Here is an 18,155-nt window from a genome sequence, read left to right on the forward strand (position 1 = left end):
CATTTACAGCTTTTGTTCCTCATCTCATCATCGATGCTTCTTACACAGCGTTAACCAGTTGTTCTAACTGATATCGGTTCGTTTTCTTGATATCTACTTTCACATAAGCGCTGCGTTCTGCCGCTACGACTATCGCTTCGGTCACGCCTGGCTGCGCTTTAATTTTATGTTCCAAGGCCGAATCTTTAGCCGCTAATTCGGACAGCGTGATGCGTAAGCTACTGACATAAGGAGGTTCCTGCATCGTTGCGCTAACGGCAAACCACACCAAAGCAATGACCGAACCGGCGATAAACACCACTCCCGCACCGTCGAGCCCGAATAACCAACCGCCCAAACTGCCGCCAATGGCTACGCCGATAAACTGGCTGGTAGAGTAAATTCCCATCGCCGTACCTTTGTAGCCAGCGGGAGACTCCTTGCTAATCAACGAAGGCAAAATTGCCTCCATCACATTGAAGGCAATAAAGAAGAGTTGCACACCAGCGATAATGCCCCACAGGTGTTCACCGGATGCCCACATCACTACTTCGGCGATCAGCAATACGGCCACACAGCCCATAAACACCTGTTTCATCCGGCGTTTGACTTCGGCATAAATAATAAATGGTACTACCGCCGCGAAGGAAACCAGCATTGTCACCAGATAAACCTTCCAATGCTGTTCGGGCAGTAAGCCCGCTTTGGCCATGGCCTGAGGCAGGGCGACAAAGCTCGACATCAACAGAATATGCAGGCACATAATGCCGAAATTAAGTTTTAGCAACCGGCTGTTTTTCAATACTTTATTGACGCTGCCTTTTACTATGCTGGATTCGCGATTTAATACATGGGTATCCGCAGAAGGCACCACTGCCAACGTGATAACGATGCCCAGTAACGCCAGTACCGCTATGCCCCAAAATAGTGCATTCAGGCCATAGGCGTGGGTGACGATTGGGCCGAGTACCATAGCAATAGCGAAAGTAATACCGAAGCTAACGCCAATAAATGCCATGGCTTTAGTACGATTTTGTTCGCGAGTCAGATCCGAAAGCAAAGCCATCACTGCGGCGGCAATAGCACCAGAACCTTGTAATGCCCTGCCGAGGATAATGCCCCAAATAGAATCGCTCATGGCAGCAATCACGCTACCCAGCGCAAAAATCAGTAACCCGCCAACGATCAGAGGTTTACGCCCAATACGGTCGGATATTAATCCGAAAGGAATCTGGAATATTGCCTGAGCCAGACCGTAGATACCGATAGCAATACCGATCAGTGCTTCACTGGCTCCGGCCAAAGCCATGCCATAGGTGGTGATCACCGGCAGCACCATGAACATCCCGAGCATGCGCAGTGAAAAAACCGTTCCCAGCCCCCAGGTTGCCCGGAGCTCTAACGGAGTCATTTTGTTATCGTTCATTACCACCTCAAAAAAACTTATTGCACTATTGTAATGATTTTAGTGCCAACCGGTAAATCTATTGATGTTTAGAATATATTACAGCCAGAGTGGGTATCTTCCGGAAAAATAGAGTTTATCAGACGGTTGATAGGTGTATTCAAAACGAGAGGAATATACAGTCTGATGGCAAAATCAGGTATGAATAAAACAGGGTAGGGTAGAAAAGAGGAAGCGACCGGCTGGAAACCAGCGAGGCCGCTTCATGGAACTTTCGGTGTGCTTACCCGACGTAAGTCAGTAATGCAGCAGATGACGGAACGTTGAAGTCTACAGACATCATTACACTCAATGAAGTAATCGCAATGATTGAGAATACGAAGAGTTTTCTCGCCCATACGCTGTCATTCGTTGCTTTGTAGCCACGCAGAGCCATTCCCAACCACCAGACGCTGACTGCCGCTGCGACTACCAGATATTTATATCCGGCGTAGCCGCTGAGAGTCAGCATCAGTGTTGCTACCATAAATGCCAGAATATACAGGGTGATATGGTTTTTGGTGACCGATATCCCTTTTATAACTGGCAATACCGGAATATTCGCCGCTTGGTAATCTTTAAAGCGGAATATGGCGATCGCGTAGGAATGCGGCATCTGCCAGATGCTGAAGATCAATAACAGGATCAATGCGCCGGTATCAAACTGGCCTGTCACCGCGCAGTAGCCGATAACCGGCGGAGCCGCACCGGACAAGCTGCCTATCAAAGTGCCGTATACCGACTTACGCTTCATGTAGAGGCTGTAAACCCCGACATAGATAATGAAACCTATGACGGCCAGTGCCATTGCTAACACATTGGCCGCCACATAAAGCAACAGCATGCCCGCAATACCCAGTACCGATGCATAAATCAGGGTTATCTTCGGTTCGATAAGGCCTTTTACCAAGGCCCGGTTCTTCGTTCTCTCCATGATGCAGTCGATATCACGGTCGATATAGTTGTTAAATACACACCCGGAGGCAACAACTAACGAAACACCGATTAGCGTGGCGAGAAAAAGGGGGTAATCAATATCGCCTTTAGAGGCGAGGAGGAATCCCCCAACGACAGAAATTAAATTGCCGAAAATAATTCCTGGTTTAGTTACTTGCAGGTATTGCTTAATCATCACATGCAGCTCTTTAGTCAACCATCATATTGATGTTGAGGTTGTACATAATCCACAGCGAGCCCACAACAACGATCGCGATAATCATTACGGTGAACAGGAACGCCACCAGGTTCCAGCGCTCTTCTGACTTACCATTCATATGCAGGAAGTACACCAGGTGTACGATAATCTGCACCACGGCAAGGGTCACAACCGTTGCCAGAATCATGGTATGAGAAGCGGTGCCCTGCATAACCATGACAAACGGAATGACTGTCAGAATTACTGACAGAACGAAGCCGATTATATAGGACTTCAGGCTGCCGTGGCTTGCTCCACCGTGACCAGTAGTTGAATGACTCATTTACATGGCTCCTAACAGATAAACAACGGTGAATACGCAGATCCACACCACGTCCAGGAAGTGCCAGAACAGACTCAGGCACATCAGGCGCGTTTGATTGGTAGGGTTCAGGCCGCGTTTCGCTACCTGAATCATCATAATGATAATCCAAACCAAACCAGTTGTTACGTGAATACCGTGAGTGGCAACCAACGCAAAGAAGCTAGACAGGAACGCACTGCGATCCGGGCCGTAGCCTTCAGCGATCAGGTGATGGAATTCATAGATTTCCATCGCCACGAAGCCCAGGCCGAACAGGAAGGTCATACCCAACCAGAGATTTACCTGATTTTTGTTGCCTTTGTTCATACCCAGCATGGCCATGCCATAGGTAATACTACTAAACAGGAGCAGGAAGGTTTCGACCAAAACGAAGTTCAGGTCAAAAATGTCCTTACCTGTAGGGCCGCCAGCGGTCCCGTTTACCAATACTGCATAGGTTGCGAACAAAGTCGCAAACAGAATACAGTCGCTCATCAGGTAGACCCAGAAGCCAAAGACCTTGGTGGCTCCCGCATCGTGGTGCCCATGCTCTGCATGGGCTACGTTGTGGTTAGTCAGAGTTTCAGTTGACATGATTCACGCCTGCTTTTCTGATTTGTTCATGGTGAAGATTTTCAATGCGCTCAACTTCTTCTGCCGGCACATAGTAATCCACATCTTCGTCGAAGCTTTTCACGATCCAGGTGACGATCATGCCAACGAAGCCGGCGATAGCCATCCACCAGATGTGCCAGACCATGGCGAAGCCAAAGATCAGACTGAAAGCTGCAATGATGACACCCGCGCCGGTATTCTTCGGCATGTGGATCTCTTCATATTTAGCCGGACGCTTGTAAGCTTCGCCTTTCTCTTTCATGTCCCAGAATTCATCACGGTCAACAACTTCAGGCACTACGGCGAAGTTATAGAACGGAGGTGGGGAAGAGGTAGACCATTCCAGCGTACGTGCATCCCACGGGTCACCGGTCAGATCGCGGTTTTGTTCACGGTCACGCACACTGACGAAGACCTGAATAACCTGACACAGAATACCGCAGGCAATCAGTACTGCACCGCCTGCTGCCACCATCAACATCGGGTGGAATTCAGGGTTAATATCCTGGCTTAAACGACGGGTCATACCCATAAAGCCCAGAACGTACAGCGGCATAAAGGCTACGAAGAAACCGATAATCCAGAACCAGAACGCACGTTTGCCCCAGGTTTCATTCAGCGTGAAGCCGAAAGATTTAGGGAACCAGTAAGTCAGACCTGCGAAGCAACCGAATACTACGCCGCCGATGATCACGTTATGGAAGTGAGCAATCAGGAACAGACTGTTATGCAGTACGAAGTTCGCACCCGGTACGGCTAACAGAACGCCGGTCATCCCACCGATGGAGAAGGTGATGATAAAGCCAACGGTCCACAGCATCGCAGAGTTGAACTGGATACGGCCTTGATACATGGTGAACAGCCAGTTGAAGATTTTCACCCCGGTCGGGATGGAAATAATCATGGTAGCAATACCGAAGAAGGCGTTTACGTTGGCACCTGAACCCATGGTAAAGAAATGGTGCAGCCAAACGATAAACGACAGAACGGTAATGGCAATGGTTGCCCATACTAATGAGGTATAACCGAACAGACGTTTCTTCGAGAAGGTCGCCGTGACTTCGGAGAACACACCGAATACCGGCAGAACCAGGATATACACTTCCGGATGGCCCCAAGCCCAAATCAGGTTAATGTACATCATCATGTTGCCGCCCATATCATTGGTAAAGAAATGGGTGCCCATGTAACGATCAAGAGTCAGTAACGCAACGGTTACGGTCAAAATCGGGAAAGAAACGATAATCAAGATGTTGGTACAGAAAGCCGCCCAGGTGAAGACAGGCATCTTCATCATGGACATGCCAGGAGCACGCATCTTAAGAATAGTCGCGAAGAAGTTAACACCGGTCAACAAGGTACCCAGACCTGAAATCTGTAGACTCCATATCCAGTAATCGACGCCAACGCCCGGATTGTACTCAATGCCTGACAGCGGCGGATACGCCAACCAGCCAGTCTGAGCAAATTCACCGACTCCCAGAGAGATGTTGATCAACACCACCCCGACGACGAAGAACCAGAAACTTAGGGAGTTCAGGAACGGGAAGGCAACGTCGCGAGCACCAATTTGCAATGGTACGACGATGTTCATCAGACCCACCACGAAAGGCATCGCCATGAAGAAGATCATGATTACGCCGTGGGCGGTAAATATCTGGTCATAGTGATGAGGTGGCAGGAATCCTGCCTCGCCAGCCGAAGCAAGCGCTTGCTGGCTTCGCATCATGATGGCATCGGCAAAGCCACGCAACAGCATGACCATCGCTACCAGAATGTACATGATACCGATTTTCTTATGGTCAACGGAGGTCAACCATTCGCTCCACAACCATTTCCATTTGCCGAAATAAGTCAGGGCGGCAACTAATGCCAGACCGCCTAGAATAATTGCAGCAACGGTAACCATTATGATTGGTTCGTGTAACGGAACCGCATCAAGTGTTAATTTTCCCAACATCGTTTATTCCTCGGCTCCGGCGTGAGAGTGGTCGCCCATTTCCATGCCTTTGCTCATGTCCATGCCTTTATGCATGTCATCGCTCTTGTGCATGTTCATATCGCCCATAAATTTGCCAATCGTTTCTTTAAACAGCTCCGGCTTAACGCTGGAGAAATACTCAACCGGGTTATTTTCGCTCGGCTCAGCCAATTTATCGAAATCAGCAGTGGTATTCAGGGTGTTTGGCGATTTTTTCACCTGCGCGACCCACTGATCGAAATCACCCTGAGTCGGCGTAGCGATCGCAGTGAATTTCATACCAGAGAAGCCTTTACCGCTGAAACTACTGGAAATACCGTTGTATTTACCGGCTTCATTGGCAATCAGATGCAGTTTGGTTTGCATCCCGGCCATCGCGTAAATTTGTCCGCCTAACTGAGGAATAAAGAACGAATTCATCACTGAGTTGGATGTGATCTTAAAGTTCACGGGAACATCAGTAGGGAAGGCGATTTCATTGACGGTGGCAATACCTTGTTCTGGATAGATAAACAGCCACTTCCAGTCCAAAGAAACCACTTCAATAGTGATCGGTTCTTTACCTTCGACAACCAAAGGTTTGAACGGATCAAGTTCGTGAGAAGTTTTCCAGGTTATCGTTGCCAGAATAGCAATGATAATGATTGGTACAGCCCATACAACAAGCTCAATTTTGTTGGAGTGGGACCAGTTCGGGGTATAGGTTGCATTTTTGTTGGAAGCACGGAACTTCCACGCAAAGGCAAACGCCATAAAAATAACCGGAACTACTACGATCAACATTAAACCGATAGCGGTGAGTATCAGCGTTTTTTGTTCGAGTCCGATTGTGCCTTTAGGGTTCATCAATACCATATCGCAACCAGCGAGTGTTACCGTGGCTGCAAATAAAGACAACATCCCAATATTTTTAATGTATTTCTTAAGTCTCATCTAACGACCTCAATTACAAAGGGCTCTATTGTCGTTTCAGGTGTGCGGGCATTTTACGGGAAGGTTGCAGGACTGTAAACACGCTTAAGGTTGTGTCAGCGGCTTGTTGACACTTTATGTTAAGGGGGTCACAGATGTTGCTCTCTTTGATAATTTTCTAATTGCAACAATATGTTGGCGCAAGAGTTAATTAACAAGCGTAACTAAAAGCTAACTATATTAAGGAAAAACAATGCCAAGCAGGATTTTATTGTCGGGAAATACAGATTTGGGAGGAGTTTATTTACGATTTTATGTAAATAATATGTATCTTAAAAGTGAATTAAAATATATTCCGGGGTAACCAAAATGGTTTCCCCGGAATCATTTAGTTAGAAATTATATTTAATTGAGTAAACGATACCGTCTTGTAAAAAGTCTTCGCCCAGCTTGTTATAAGCATAACGATACTGAATACCAGTGGTGAATTGTTTCATTGGTGTCCACCACAGTGCAATAGCACCGTTCACCCCGTTACGACCGCCGTTACCTGCCGCATAGCGTTCTGCACGGTTAAATTCCAGCTCGTTCCAGTTAGTAATGCTGAATTTCTCATCGAAAGCGGTGAAATCGTAGCCAGCAACCCAACCAACAACATAACCGTTATTACCTGAGTAATAAGTTTGGTCAACGTAGTGCAGCGCAACGAAAGGCTTCATCCATACGCCAGCAATGGTGGTGTTATAGCCGATACCGTACAGGGTATTCACTTCGTGGAAGTTGCTGTAGTTGTTGCCTTCAGCAGCTGGCAGAGAGTAGGTGCCATAAACGTGGCCGTATAGGTTAAAACCGGTGTCGCCTAAATAGTAGCGGCCAGTGGTTTTAAAGGTGTAACGCTGGTTATCGCCCGGCTGAGCAGTTTTGGAGTTGAACGGGTTTTCTAAATCGAAGAAGCCGTAAACTTCACCCCAGCTAAAACCTGCGCCGCCCTCTAATTCAATATAGGCAAAGTCATCTTTATGAGATGAACCACCGGATTTATGCGTAGTGCTCTTCGTCCAATCCAGGTAGTTCATGCTGATATTGCCGAAACCCCATTGGTATTCAGCTTGCGCAGAAGGAGCCAGAGTGACCGCAGTTAGCGCGATGGCGCCAACGAGAATTTTACGCATAAAAGCCTCAATTATTGTTAAAAGGTGTCAGGGGAAATAAAAGGACATATGTCCTTAATAAAAAGTGCGCACATCATAGTCTGACAGCACAAAAGGTTAAAGACCTGAGGGTGATTTGAATCTCATTTTAAGAATAATATTTCTGATTAGTTGCTTAATAATGTGATCATGATTGTGGTTTTGTCGGGTGTATACCCAGTTGACTAACTTTTACGTATAAAAAAGCCGGTAATAGAATACCGGCTATTGGTGAAGCAACGTGTCGTCTTAAGTCAAGCGGGCGCGACGCAGTGCCAGATAATCCAGCGCTCCACCCAGTATCATTCCAACAATACTGAGTTGAATCCCTCGTAATAGCAGCACATCGGCCACTTCTGGCGCTGCGGTCCATCCCCAGGCATTGCTGATTAATAGCACCAGCCACGCGGCCAATAATAAACAACCGATGGTTAAAAAGCGTAAGGCCCAGCGATAACCATTTTTAAATTCGGTTCGAGGCATGAATTCATCGGTTTTTTGCGTGAATTCAAGGGTATGGCGGCAGATATAGAGTAATATCAGGCCCGGAACGGCGGCGGCGATGGAGAACAGATAAAATATCGACCAGCCGTTAGTTTCTACAAACCAGCCTGCAACCGGGCCGACATACACGCGACCAACCGCAGACAGTGCTGACAATAAGGCAAACTGAGTGGCGGAAAACGACTTATTGCACAGCGTCATCAAAAGCGCCACAAAGGCTGCGGTACCCATGCCGCCACAGATGTTCTCCAGAAAAATGGCGCTCCCCATGGTGAAGATATTCTTGTCTGTCACCGATAGAATCCAATAGCCCAGATTGGAAACCGCCTGCAAGATGCCGAAAATCATCAGGGCGCGGAATAAGCTGAGGCGTTGCATAAGCAAACCGCCATACAAAGCACCGATAATCGTCGCTAACAGACCTAGGGTTTTATTGACCAGGCCGACGTCACCGGCGTTGAAACCTAGCCCACGAATCAGAAACGGCGTACTCAGGCTAGCGGCGAAAGCATCGCCCATTTTATAAAGCACGATCAGCAGTAAAATCAGCCAAGCGTTATTACGGCCAAAGAAATCGCGCAGCGGGGCAACAATTGCCTGTTCCAGCGTTTTAGGTGCGGCGGCGGGGGCATCCGGTTCAGGAGCCATCAGAGTAGCAACCACCCCGATAACCATCAAACCAGCCATTAACCAATAGGTTGACTGCCAGCCGAGATAACGGTCCGCAATCCATAGCGCCAAACCGCCGGAAACCAACATGGCCAGCCGATAACCCAAAACCGAAACTGCGGCGCCGGTTCCCCGTTCTTCTGCACTAAGCAAATCGGTTTTATAGGCATCAAAAACAATGTCTTGAGACGCCGAGCAGAAGGCGACCAATACCGCAATCGCTGCCAGCCACCATAAATGCTTCGCCGGCTCCATAAAGCCCATTACGATGATAGCCACTATTAATAATAGCTGGCTCACCAGTAACCAACCGCGGCGACGACCAAGGAAAGAAGGGGTGTAGCGGTCCATCAATGGGGACCACAAGAACTTGAAGACGTAAGCCTGACCGACCAGAGAGAAAATACCGATGGTTTTCAGATCAACTTGCTCCACCGTCATCCAGGCTTGCAGCGTGCCGGACGTCAGAGCCAAAGGAAGACCGGAGGCAAACCCCAGTAATAAAAGAATGAGCGAATTACGCTGTGTAAACAGGTTTGAATAGCGACTGGACATAAGAAACCTACGTGCTCTGCCCCGATTCAGGGCAGAGCAAAGTTAAGCAAACAACAGATTAACGTGCGTTTTGTTTGATAAAGCTGTTAACGCTGGTGTCTTGAGCCATATCCGCAATAACGTCACTGAGCACGGTATTCACTGCTTCAGTTATTTTGGCATTGGTTGCGGTAAATGCGCCCTGGACATTATAGGTAGAACGGTAGTTCTTAACCTGTTTGTTACCATTTTGCGCCTGAGCTGTGATGGAGATATCAGCCTTGGTCGTGATGTTGTAGCGCAGATTACCTTCCTGCACGTTGGCGAACAGTTGGTTAACTACGATTTGCAGATCAACCGGGCCGCCGGTACCAATCATATAGCCACGGGCAGTCATTTGTTTTTCCAGCACTTCCTGCAACAGGAAGCGCAGGTCGCGAGATGGCGTTAATACCACCAATTTGCCATCGCGGTTGACTTTGGCCAGCGCGGAATCCTGACGCTGATCGGCACCGTTGATACTGATGGTAATTCCCATCAAGGTGGGATCTTGCGGTGGCAATACGATTTTCGGCGTGACTTCAAGCGTATTGCTGTTGGTGGCGCAACCCGCCAGCATCAACGCGGCCAGCAGCGGGAAAAGAATTTTCTTTAGCATGTTCACTTTCTCGAGAGTTATGGAATTTTTAATAAACTGAGCGGGATAGCTGCAATATTATTGCGACATCATAGCACTGCCGCAGATAGGGGGAAGATCCCAATGGTGACAAATTCGCCACAAATACGGATTTTCATACTGGAACCCTACAAATAACCTTTTGCCGTGACAATCGGATTATCCTCAACCTCTGGCCGTTTCGTCGGCGTTAGGCGTATTTAACCGAGAATTATTGTCAAAGGAATGTTATAAAACAGCCAAAACCGACTAATATTGCTGTAAGAAGGTGTGCAGTTCTCTGCCGGTGCAGTAAGGAGATCTTTATGATTCTGATTCGCGAAAAGATAGAAGAAAAACTCAGGGCGGCATTTGAACCTGTTCACCTGGAAGTGATAAACGAAAGCTACAGACACAATGTGCCCGCAGGCTCGGAGAGCCACTTTAAGGTTGTGATTGTTAGCGATAAATTTGCCGGTGAGCGCTTTTTAAACCGCCATCGTGCCATTTATGGCGTATTGTCCGAAGAATTAGCCGGTGAAGTCCACGCGCTGGCATTACATACCTACACGGTCAAAGAATGGGAGAGTCTGCAAGACACCTTGCCTGACTCTCCATCATGCCGCGGTGCCGGAACCTTGGCATAAATATGGTATTTGCCTGATTTCCGTGGAACTTTTCTGCTGATTTAAGGTATTAGTAATAGAGAAATCCACAGGCGGCCTTTGGGCCGTTTGTTTTTTAACTGGCGACAACACTATTTTTAGCACAGCGCTGCCAGCGTTTTTGTCGAGGGATCGACGTCCGCGTAAATTTTCGCGCGCTGACATTCACTCGCTTTCCTCGACTCGAAACCTATGCACCGCTATAATGTCGCGTCTTATTTTTCCGGAATGGTTTCGGGACGCTTCTGACATCTGGGATACTCGGTTCTGTAATGCGGCCGTCCCGGTTCTTAGAGGGTGTTTTCAGGGCCAGTGTCATTCCTACAATGGCAGGGTTTTGATAGCGGCTTCTGGAGTTGACCGAGCACTGTGATTTTTTTGAGGTAACAAGATGCAAGTTTCTGTTGAAACCACCCAAGGCCTTGGCCGCCGTGTAACTATCACTGTTGCTGCTGATAGCATTGAGAAAGCAGTAAAAAGCGAGCTGTTGAAAGCGGCTAAAAATGTTCGCATTGACGGTTTCCGTAAAGGCCACGTGCCGATGAACATCGTTGAACAGCGTTACGGCGCGTCCGTTCGTCAGGATGTACTGGGCGATCTGATGCAACGCAACTTTGTTGACGCGATCATCAAAGAAAAAATCAACCCGGCTGGCGCACCAAGCTACGCACCGGGCGAATACAAAGAAGGCGAAGATTTCACTTTCTCTGTTGAATTCGAAGTTTATCCAGAAGTTGAACTGAAAGATCTGGAAAAAATCGAAGTAGAGAAACCGGTTGTTGAAGTTAATGACGCCGACGTTGATGCGATGCTGGACACCCTGCGTAAGCAACAAGCTACCTGGAAAGACACCGATGGCGCTGCTACAGCAGAAGATCGCGTGACTCTGGACTTCACCGGTTCTATCGACGGCGAAGAGTTTGAAGGCGGCAAAGCAACTGATTTCGTACTGGCTATGGGCCAGAACCGCATGATCCCAGGCTTTGAAGACGGCGTTGTGGGCCATAAAGCGGGCGAAGAATTCACTATCGACGTGAACTTCCCAGAAGATTACCACGCTGAAAACCTGAAAGGTAAATCAGCCAAGTTCGCTATCGTTCTGAAGAAAGTTGAAGAACGTGAACTGCCAGAACTGACTGAAGAATTCATCAAACGTTTCGGCGTGGCTGATGGTTCTATCGAAGGTCTGCGCGCTGAAGTACGTAAAAACATGGAACGCGAGCTGAAAGGCGCAGTGCGTAACCGTGTTAAAACTCAGGCAATCGACGGTTTAGTTAGCGCTAACGAAATCGACGTTCCAGTTGCTTTGATCGACAGCGAAATCGACGTTCTGCGTCGCCAGGCTGCACAGCGTTTCGGTGGCAACGAGAAACAAGCTGCTGAACTGCCACGTGAACTGTTCGAAGAACAAGCTAAACGTCGCGTTGTTGTTGGCCTACTGTTGGGCGAAGTGATCAGCCAGCACGAGCTGAAAGCTGACGAAGACCGCGTTAAAGCGCTGATCGAAGAAATGGCTTCTGCCTACGAAGATCCGCAAGAAGTTATCGAGTTCTACAGCAAAAACAAAGAGCTGATGAACAACATGCGTAACGTTGCTCTGGAAGAACAAGCGGTAGAAACACTGCTGGCTAAAGCCAAGGTAACCGAAAAACCAACTACCTTCAGCGAGCTGATGAATCAGACCACTGCAGCGTAATGTTTTTTAGCGCATAACGTTAAGTATCTTTGACTTGGCGTTTTGACTTCTCAAGCCCGTCGCCTTTGGCTACGGGCTTTTTTCTTCTTGATTTACACGATAAAAACAACAAATTCTCGGCTATGGTTCCCGTCAAACTGGGCTATATTAAAAAAATAAAAGAAAGTGCTGAATTAAATCCGTAGCGAGCGTCTAAAAAACGCGTGAGGTGAGAAAGGGGCGTTGAGACAATAAAAGGTATGGGGCTTGAAAAACAGTATCCTTCCCCCAATTACTATTACAGACTTTATGTTCTATCTTTCCTTGCGTTGGCTGATTATCACCGCTGGATATGTCTGGGACGACCTACTGCTTATCATGGTCATCATTGCTTATCTCAAGTAGAATCGGTTATTAATGGCGCCAAAGTAAATTCTATTAGGAGATGGTAATGTCATACAGTGGCGAACGAGATCAATTTGCACCTAACATGGCTCTGGTGCCGATGGTGATTGAGCAGACTTCACGTGGGGAACGTTCTTACGATATCTTCTCCCGTCTGCTGAAAGAGCGCATTATCTTCCTAACCGGCCAGGTTGAAGATCACATGGCCAACCTGATTACGGCACAAATGCTGTTTTTGGAAGCCGAAAACCCGGAAAAAGATATCTTCCTTTATATTAACTCACCGGGCGGGGTGATCACTGCGGGTATGTCTATCTATGACACCATGCAGTTCATCAAACCGGATGTCAGCACCATTTGTATGGGCCAGGCATGTTCCATGGGCGCATTCTTGCTGACCGCTGGTGCGAAAGGGAAGCGTTTCTGTCTGCCAAACTCGCGGGTGATGATTCACCAGCCGCTGGGCGGATTCCAGGGGCAAGCGACCGACATCGAGATTCATGCGAAAGAAATCCTGAAAGTGAAATCCCGTATGAACGAACTGATGGCGAAACATACGGGGAAACCTCTCGAAGAAATAGAGAGAGACACGGAGCGTGACCGTTTCCTGTCTGCGGCCGAGGCTGTAGAATATGGATTGGTCGATGAGATATTCAACCGCCGTGACTAACAGCGTATTTCTGTGCGCCGATAGACTATAATTGGAAAAGTTTAGTCTTTTAGCACGCTAAGGTGCCGGCAGTCCGTTTGATAAAGACGTGACGTCCAGAAGTAACGAGAATAGTCTCCCTGCCGTCCTGTTGTTAGTGACGGCAGATACTAAAGAAGAGGTTTACTGATGACAGATAAGCGCAAAGACGGTTCAGGAAAGCTGCTGTATTGCTCTTTCTGCGGCAAAAGCCAGCATGAAGTGCGTAAGCTGATTGCCGGGCCGTCAGTGTATATCTGCGATGAATGTGTCGATTTGTGCAACGACATTATTCGCGAAGAGATTAAAGAGGTCGCCCCGCATCGGGAGCGTAGCTCATTGCCAACACCGCATGAAATCCGTCGCCATCTGGATGATTATGTCATCGGGCAGGAACCAGCGAAAAAAGTGTTGGCGGTTGCGGTTTATAACCATTACAAGCGTCTGCGTAACGGTGATACCAGCAACGGCATTGAGCTGGGCAAAAGTAACATTTTGCTAATCGGTCCAACGGGTAGCGGTAAAACACTGTTGGCGGAAACGCTGGCTCGTTTCCTGGATGTGCCATTCACCATGGCCGATGCGACGACGCTAACCGAAGCCGGTTACGTGGGTGAAGACGTCGAAAACATCATCCAGAAACTGTTGCAGAAATGCGATTACGATGTGCAGAAAGCGCAGCGCGGTATTGTCTATATCGATGAAATTGATAAGATTTCTCGTAAATCGGACAACCCGTCAATTACCCGTGACGTATCAGGTGAAGGCGTACAGCAAGCCTTGCTGAAACTGATCGAAGGTACTATTGCTGCCGTACCGCCACAGGGTGGACGCAAACATCCGCAGCAGGAGTTCCTGCAGGTTGATACCTCGAAGATTCTGTTTATCTGTGGCGGCGCATTTGCTGGTCTGGATAAAGTTATCGGGCAGCGTCTGAATACCGGTACCGGTATTGGTTTTGGCGCAACGGTAAAAGGAAAATCCGAGAAAGCAACCGAAGGCGAATTGCTAAGACAGGCTGAGCCAGAAGATTTGATCAAGTTCGGGTTAATTCCTGAATTCATTGGTCGTTTGCCCGTTGTTGCTACCTTGAGTGAATTGAGCGAAGACGCCCTGATTCAGATTCTGAAAGAGCCGAAAAACGCCCTGACCAAGCAGTATCAGGCGTTGTTCAATCTGGAAGGCGTTGAGCTGGAATTCCGCGATGAAGCTCTGACGGCGATTGCTAAAAAGGCAATGGCGCGTAAAACCGGTGCTCGTGGCCTGCGTTCTATCGTAGAAGCGGCTTTACTGGACACCATGTACGATCTGCCATCTTTGGAAAGTGTGGATAAAGTGGTTGTTGATGAATCAGTTATCGCCGGTCAATCTGCACCGCTGCTGATTTACGGCCAGCCTGAAGCGCAAGCTTCTGGCGAATAATTAGCCAAATAATCCAGACAGTTAGTAAGATAATGGGGGATTTTATCCCCCATTTCTTTTTCCTCGCATTGTTATCGTTGAATGTAAGACATTCGTCCCCATATACTCAATAACCTATTTAGTGAAACTCGTGACCTCCCGTGTTTCACGAGATTTCCTGAAATCTGGCGGAAGCTAAACATAAGAGAGAGCTCTATGAACCCTGAGCGTTCCGAACGCATAGAAATCCCTGTATTGCCTCTGCGCGATGTAGTGGTTTACCCGCATATGGTGATCCCACTGTTTGTTGGCCGGGAGAAGTCGATTCGGTGCCTGGAAGCTGCAATGGAACATGATAAAAAAATCATGTTGGTTGCACAGAAAGAAGCGTCGACGGATGAGCCTGGTATCAACGATCTGTTTTCTGTTGGCACCGTTGCCTCTATTTTGCAAATGCTGAAATTGCCTGATGGCACAGTCAAAGTACTGGTCGAAGGGTTACAGCGTGTGCGCATTACCACTCTGTCTGACAGCGGAGAGCATTTCGCTGCCCAGGCCGAATACCTGGAATCACCTGCAATCGATGAGCGTGAGCAGGAAGTACTGGTGCGCACGGCAATTAATCAGTTTGAAGGCTATATCAAACTGAATAAAAAAATCCCACCGGAAGTCCTGACCTCCCTGCATAGCATTGAAGACGCTGCACGTCTGGCGGATACCATTGCTGCACATATGCCATTGAAATTGAATGATAAACAAGCAGTGTTGGAAATGTTCGACATTACCGAACGTCTTGAATATCTGATGGCAATGATGGAGTCGGAAATCGATCTGTTACAGGTTGAGAAGCGTATCCGTAACCGCGTTAAAAAGCAGATGGAAAAGAGCCAGCGTGAGTACTATCTGAATGAGCAAATGAAAGCTATTCAGAAAGAACTGGGTGAAATGGACGATGCGCCGGATGAACACGAAGCGCTGAAACGCAAAATCGAAGCGGCGAAAATGCCGAAAGACGCGCGTGAAAAAACCGAAGCTGAGCTGCAAAAACTGAAAATGATGTCGCCGATGTCTGCGGAAGCTACCGTAGTGCGCGGTTATATCGATTGGATGTTGCAGGTTCCGTGGAACAGCCGTAGCAAAGTTAAAAAAGACTTGGTCAAGGCGCAGGAAGTGTTGGATACCGACCATTATGGTTTGGAGCGCGTGAAAGACCGCATCCTTGAGTATCTTGCGGTTCAGAGCCGAGTCAGCAAAATCAAAGGCCCAATCCTTTGCCTGGTAGGGCCTCCGGGCGTGGGTAAAACCTCTCTGGGGCAATCTATTGCCAAAGCGACCGGGCGTCAGTACGTCCGTATGGCGTTGGGCGGCGTGCGTGACGAAGCGGAAATTCGTGGCCACCGTCGTACCTATATCGGTTCTATGCCAGGTAAATTGATCCAGAAAATGGCGAAGGTGGGTGTGAAAAACCCACTCTTCCTGTTGGATGAGATCGATAAAATGGCGTCCGATATGCGCGGCGATCCGGCGTCAGCGTTGCTGGAGGTGCTGGATCCAGAGCAAAACGTGGCGTTTAACGACCACTATCTGGAAGTGGACTACGATTTGTCCGATGTGATGTTTGTGGCGACCTCCAACTCCATGAATATCCCAGCACCGTTGCTGGATCGTATGGAAGTGATTCGTCTGTCTGGTTATACCGAAGATGAAAAACTCAACATTGCTAAACAGCACCTGCTACCAAAACAGTTCGAGCGTAATGCCATTAAGAAAGGCGAGCTGACTATTGATGACAGCGCGATTATTAGCATTATCCGTTATTACACCCGCGAAGCTGGGGTACGTAGTCTGGAACGTGAAATTTCCAAACTGTGCCGCAAAGCAGTAAAAAATCTGCTAATGGATAAAACGGTTAAACACATCGAAATCAACGGGGATAACCTGAAGGATTTCTTGGGTGTTCAGAAGGTTGACTATGGTCGCGCCGATACTGAAAACCGCGTTGGTCAGGTAACGGGTCTGGCATGGACCGAAGTGGGTGGCGATCTGCTGACTATTGAAACCGCCTGTGTTCCGGGTAAAGGCAAATTGACCTATACCGGCTCTCTGGGTGAAGTCATGCAGGAATCCATTCAGGCTGCGCTGACAGTCGTTCGTGCTCGTGCGGATAAATTGGGGATTAACCCTGATTTCTACGAAAAACGTGATATTCACGTTCACGTACCTGAAGGCGCTACGCCGAAAGATGGCCCAAGTGCAGGTATCGCAATGTGTACTGCGTTGGTCTCCTGCCTGACGGGTAACCCTGTGCGCGCCGACGTCGCCATGACGGGTGAAATTACGCTGCGTGGTTTGGTATTGCCTATCGGTGGATTGAAAGAAAAACTGCTGGCAGCTCATCGTGGTGGTATCAAAGTGGTACTGATCCCAGATGAGAACAAACGTGATTTGGAAGAGATTCCAGACAACGTTATCGCCGATCTGGAGATTCATCCGGTTAAGCGCATTGATGATGTTTTAGCCATTGCGTTGCAAAATCCGGCCTTTGGCGCACAGCCTGTTGCGTCAAAATAGTGACGGATAGCAAGAAGTATTGATAAAACTAATGCTGGTAAGCGAAATCCTACTTGCCAGCTATTTTTTGTGCCGCTAAGTTAGATCGGCTGTCTGACGAAAGCATTCGCCTTTAGGTTGCTTGCCAAGGCTAGACAGGATTGATATAACAGCTGCGCTGTCGTGTTGTCCGTAGGGATTTTCGGCGCGACGATAGAATTCTAAAGGGGATGAAAGAGTGAATAAGTCACAACTGATCGACAAAATTGCCGCAGGTGCTGATATTTCTAAAGCGGCCGCTGGGCGCGCGTTAGATGCAATTATTGCTTCTGTTACTGAATCCTTGAAAGAAGGGGATGATGTAGCTCTGGTTGGTTTCGGTACTTTTGCAGTACGTGAGCGCTCTGCCCGTACTGGCCGTAACCCTCAGACCGGTAAAGAAATCAGTATTCCAGCTGCAAAAGTACCAGGCTTCCGTGCTGGTAAAGGCCTGAAAGACGCAGTTAACTGATGACTACCTCAGATCTCTTCGGTGCCAAATATTGTTTGTGATAAACAATAACCTGACGCAGTTGAGTTGGTAAGGTAAGATATAAGGCGCATCGTAACTGATGCGCTTTTTTTTCGCTTGGCAGTTGAACTGGCGTAAAATGCTGACTTAGCCGTAAGGCAATGGCGGCGTTGGCCACTGTGAGAAGTTTTATCGCGCAGCAACGATTTTGGGCTGACGCAAGGAACGCTGGGTCTTCATACCTGAGCAAGAGTTTTTATCCACATTACAGCGGAGTA

At 48.1% G+C, this 18,155-nt stretch carries 15 protein-coding genes; 6 read left to right on the forward strand and 9 right to left on the reverse strand.

The window, feature by feature from the left end; all coding sequences use genetic code 11:
- Positions 1–40: 40 nt before the first annotated feature.
- The 9 genes from PL78_RS00395 to PL78_RS00435 all read right to left on the reverse strand — a co-directional run bounded on the left by PL78_RS00395 (position 41) and on the right by PL78_RS00435 (position 9,985).
- Positions 41–1,405, reverse strand: coding sequence for an MFS transporter (locus PL78_RS00395; RefSeq protein ID WP_064512229.1), 1,365 nt, complete (start codon positions 1,403–1,405; stop codon positions 41–43).
- Positions 1,406–1,667: 262 nt separating this feature from the next.
- Positions 1,668–2,555: a heme o synthase gene (gene cyoE / locus PL78_RS00400; protein ID WP_064512231.1), complete on the reverse strand. Its 888-nt coding sequence runs from the start codon at positions 2,553–2,555 to the stop codon at positions 1,668–1,670.
- 13 nt (positions 2,556–2,568) lie between these two features.
- Positions 2,569–2,901, reverse strand: a complete 333-nt coding sequence (locus tag PL78_RS00405; protein WP_049598532.1) for a cytochrome o ubiquinol oxidase subunit IV — start codon at positions 2,899–2,901, stop codon at positions 2,569–2,571.
- Positions 2,902–3,516 carry a cytochrome o ubiquinol oxidase subunit III gene (locus PL78_RS00410; RefSeq protein ID WP_049598534.1) on the reverse strand — a complete coding sequence of 205 codons (615 nt, stop codon included), beginning with the start codon at positions 3,514–3,516 and terminating at the stop codon, positions 2,902–2,904. It lies immediately after the preceding gene.
- Positions 3,506–5,497, reverse strand: coding sequence for a cytochrome o ubiquinol oxidase subunit I (cyoB, locus tag PL78_RS00415; RefSeq protein ID WP_064512233.1), 1,992 nt, complete (start codon positions 5,495–5,497; stop codon positions 3,506–3,508). Before cyoB ends, PL78_RS00410 begins: the two co-directional genes overlap by 11 nt.
- A 3-nt stretch (positions 5,498–5,500) precedes the next feature.
- Positions 5,501–6,451 (reverse strand): cytochrome o ubiquinol oxidase subunit II, encoded by a 951-nt coding sequence (gene cyoA / locus PL78_RS00420; RefSeq protein WP_064512235.1) that lies wholly within the window; start codon positions 6,449–6,451, stop codon positions 5,501–5,503.
- Between the two features lie 371 nt (positions 6,452–6,822).
- Entirely contained in the window at positions 6,823–7,602 is a 780-nt protein-coding gene (locus PL78_RS00425; protein ID WP_064512237.1) for a nucleoside-specific channel-forming Tsx family protein, read from the reverse strand.
- Positions 7,603–7,869: 267 nt separating this feature from the next.
- Positions 7,870–9,348 (reverse strand): muropeptide MFS transporter AmpG, encoded by a 1,479-nt coding sequence (gene ampG, locus PL78_RS00430; protein ID WP_064512238.1) that lies wholly within the window; start codon positions 9,346–9,348, stop codon positions 7,870–7,872.
- Between the two features lie 58 nt (positions 9,349–9,406).
- A complete protein-coding gene (locus PL78_RS00435; protein ID WP_064512240.1) occupies positions 9,407–9,985 on the reverse strand; it encodes a lipoprotein in 579 nt (192 codons plus the stop codon).
- A 323-nt stretch (positions 9,986–10,308) separates the two neighbouring features.
- Between PL78_RS00435 and bolA the strand changes: the two genes are divergently transcribed.
- The 6 genes from bolA (at position 10,309) to hupB (ending at position 17,877) form a co-directional block, all read left to right on the forward strand.
- Entirely contained in the window at positions 10,309–10,629 is a 321-nt protein-coding gene (gene bolA, locus PL78_RS00440; RefSeq protein WP_120806381.1) for a transcriptional regulator BolA, read from the forward strand.
- Between the two features lie 409 nt (positions 10,630–11,038).
- On the forward strand, positions 11,039–12,343 hold the full coding sequence (gene tig, locus PL78_RS00445; RefSeq protein ID WP_064512243.1) for a trigger factor: 1,305 nt from the start codon (positions 11,039–11,041) through the stop codon (positions 12,341–12,343).
- A 430-nt stretch (positions 12,344–12,773) separates the two neighbouring features.
- Positions 12,774–13,397: an ATP-dependent Clp endopeptidase proteolytic subunit ClpP gene (gene clpP / locus PL78_RS00450; RefSeq protein WP_049598543.1), complete on the forward strand. Its 624-nt coding sequence runs from the start codon at positions 12,774–12,776 to the stop codon at positions 13,395–13,397.
- 168 nt (positions 13,398–13,565) lie between these two features.
- Positions 13,566–14,837, forward strand: coding sequence for an ATP-dependent protease ATP-binding subunit ClpX (gene clpX / locus PL78_RS00455; protein WP_064512245.1), 1,272 nt, complete (start codon positions 13,566–13,568; stop codon positions 14,835–14,837).
- Positions 14,838–15,032: 195 nt separating this feature from the next.
- Positions 15,033–17,387 (forward strand): endopeptidase La, encoded by a 2,355-nt coding sequence (gene lon / locus PL78_RS00460; protein ID WP_049598546.1) that lies wholly within the window; start codon positions 15,033–15,035, stop codon positions 17,385–17,387.
- Positions 17,388–17,604: 217 nt separating this feature from the next.
- Positions 17,605–17,877, forward strand: a complete 273-nt coding sequence (gene hupB / locus PL78_RS00465; protein ID WP_004392663.1) for a nucleoid-associated protein HU-beta — start codon at positions 17,605–17,607, stop codon at positions 17,875–17,877.
- Positions 17,878–18,155: the final 278 nt, after the last annotated feature.

Source organism: Yersinia entomophaga, assembly GCF_001656035.1.
In the GTDB taxonomy this organism is placed as follows: Bacteria; Pseudomonadota; Gammaproteobacteria; order Enterobacterales; family Enterobacteriaceae; genus Yersinia; species Yersinia entomophaga.

Coding starts and splice junctions, on each gene's coding strand:
- PL78_RS00395 (WP_064512229.1), bottom strand. CDS start 1,405: ATGAACGATAACAAAATGACTCCGTTAGAGCTCCGGGCAACCTGGGGG.
- cyoE (WP_064512231.1), bottom strand. CDS start 2,555: ATGATTAAGCAATACCTGCAAGTAACTAAACCAGGAATTATTTTCGGC.
- PL78_RS00405 (WP_049598532.1), bottom strand. CDS start 2,901: ATGAGTCATTCAACTACTGGTCACGGTGGAGCAAGCCACGGCAGCCTG.
- PL78_RS00410 (WP_049598534.1), bottom strand. CDS start 3,516: ATGTCAACTGAAACTCTGACTAACCACAACGTAGCCCATGCAGAGCAT.
- cyoB (WP_064512233.1), bottom strand. CDS start 5,497: ATGTTGGGAAAATTAACACTTGATGCGGTTCCGTTACACGAACCAATC.
- cyoA (WP_064512235.1), bottom strand. CDS start 6,451: ATGAGACTTAAGAAATACATTAAAAATATTGGGATGTTGTCTTTATTT.
- PL78_RS00425 (WP_064512237.1), bottom strand. CDS start 7,602: ATGCGTAAAATTCTCGTTGGCGCCATCGCGCTAACTGCGGTCACTCTG.
- ampG (WP_064512238.1), bottom strand. CDS start 9,348: ATGTCCAGTCGCTATTCAAACCTGTTTACACAGCGTAATTCGCTCATT.
- PL78_RS00435 (WP_064512240.1), bottom strand. CDS start 9,985: ATGCTAAAGAAAATTCTTTTCCCGCTGCTGGCCGCGTTGATGCTGGCG.
- bolA (WP_120806381.1), top strand. CDS start 10,309: ATGATTCTGATTCGCGAAAAGATAGAAGAAAAACTCAGGGCGGCATTT.
- tig (WP_064512243.1), top strand. CDS start 11,039: ATGCAAGTTTCTGTTGAAACCACCCAAGGCCTTGGCCGCCGTGTAACT.
- clpP (WP_049598543.1), top strand. CDS start 12,774: ATGTCATACAGTGGCGAACGAGATCAATTTGCACCTAACATGGCTCTG.
- clpX (WP_064512245.1), top strand. CDS start 13,566: ATGACAGATAAGCGCAAAGACGGTTCAGGAAAGCTGCTGTATTGCTCT.
- lon (WP_049598546.1), top strand. CDS start 15,033: ATGAACCCTGAGCGTTCCGAACGCATAGAAATCCCTGTATTGCCTCTG.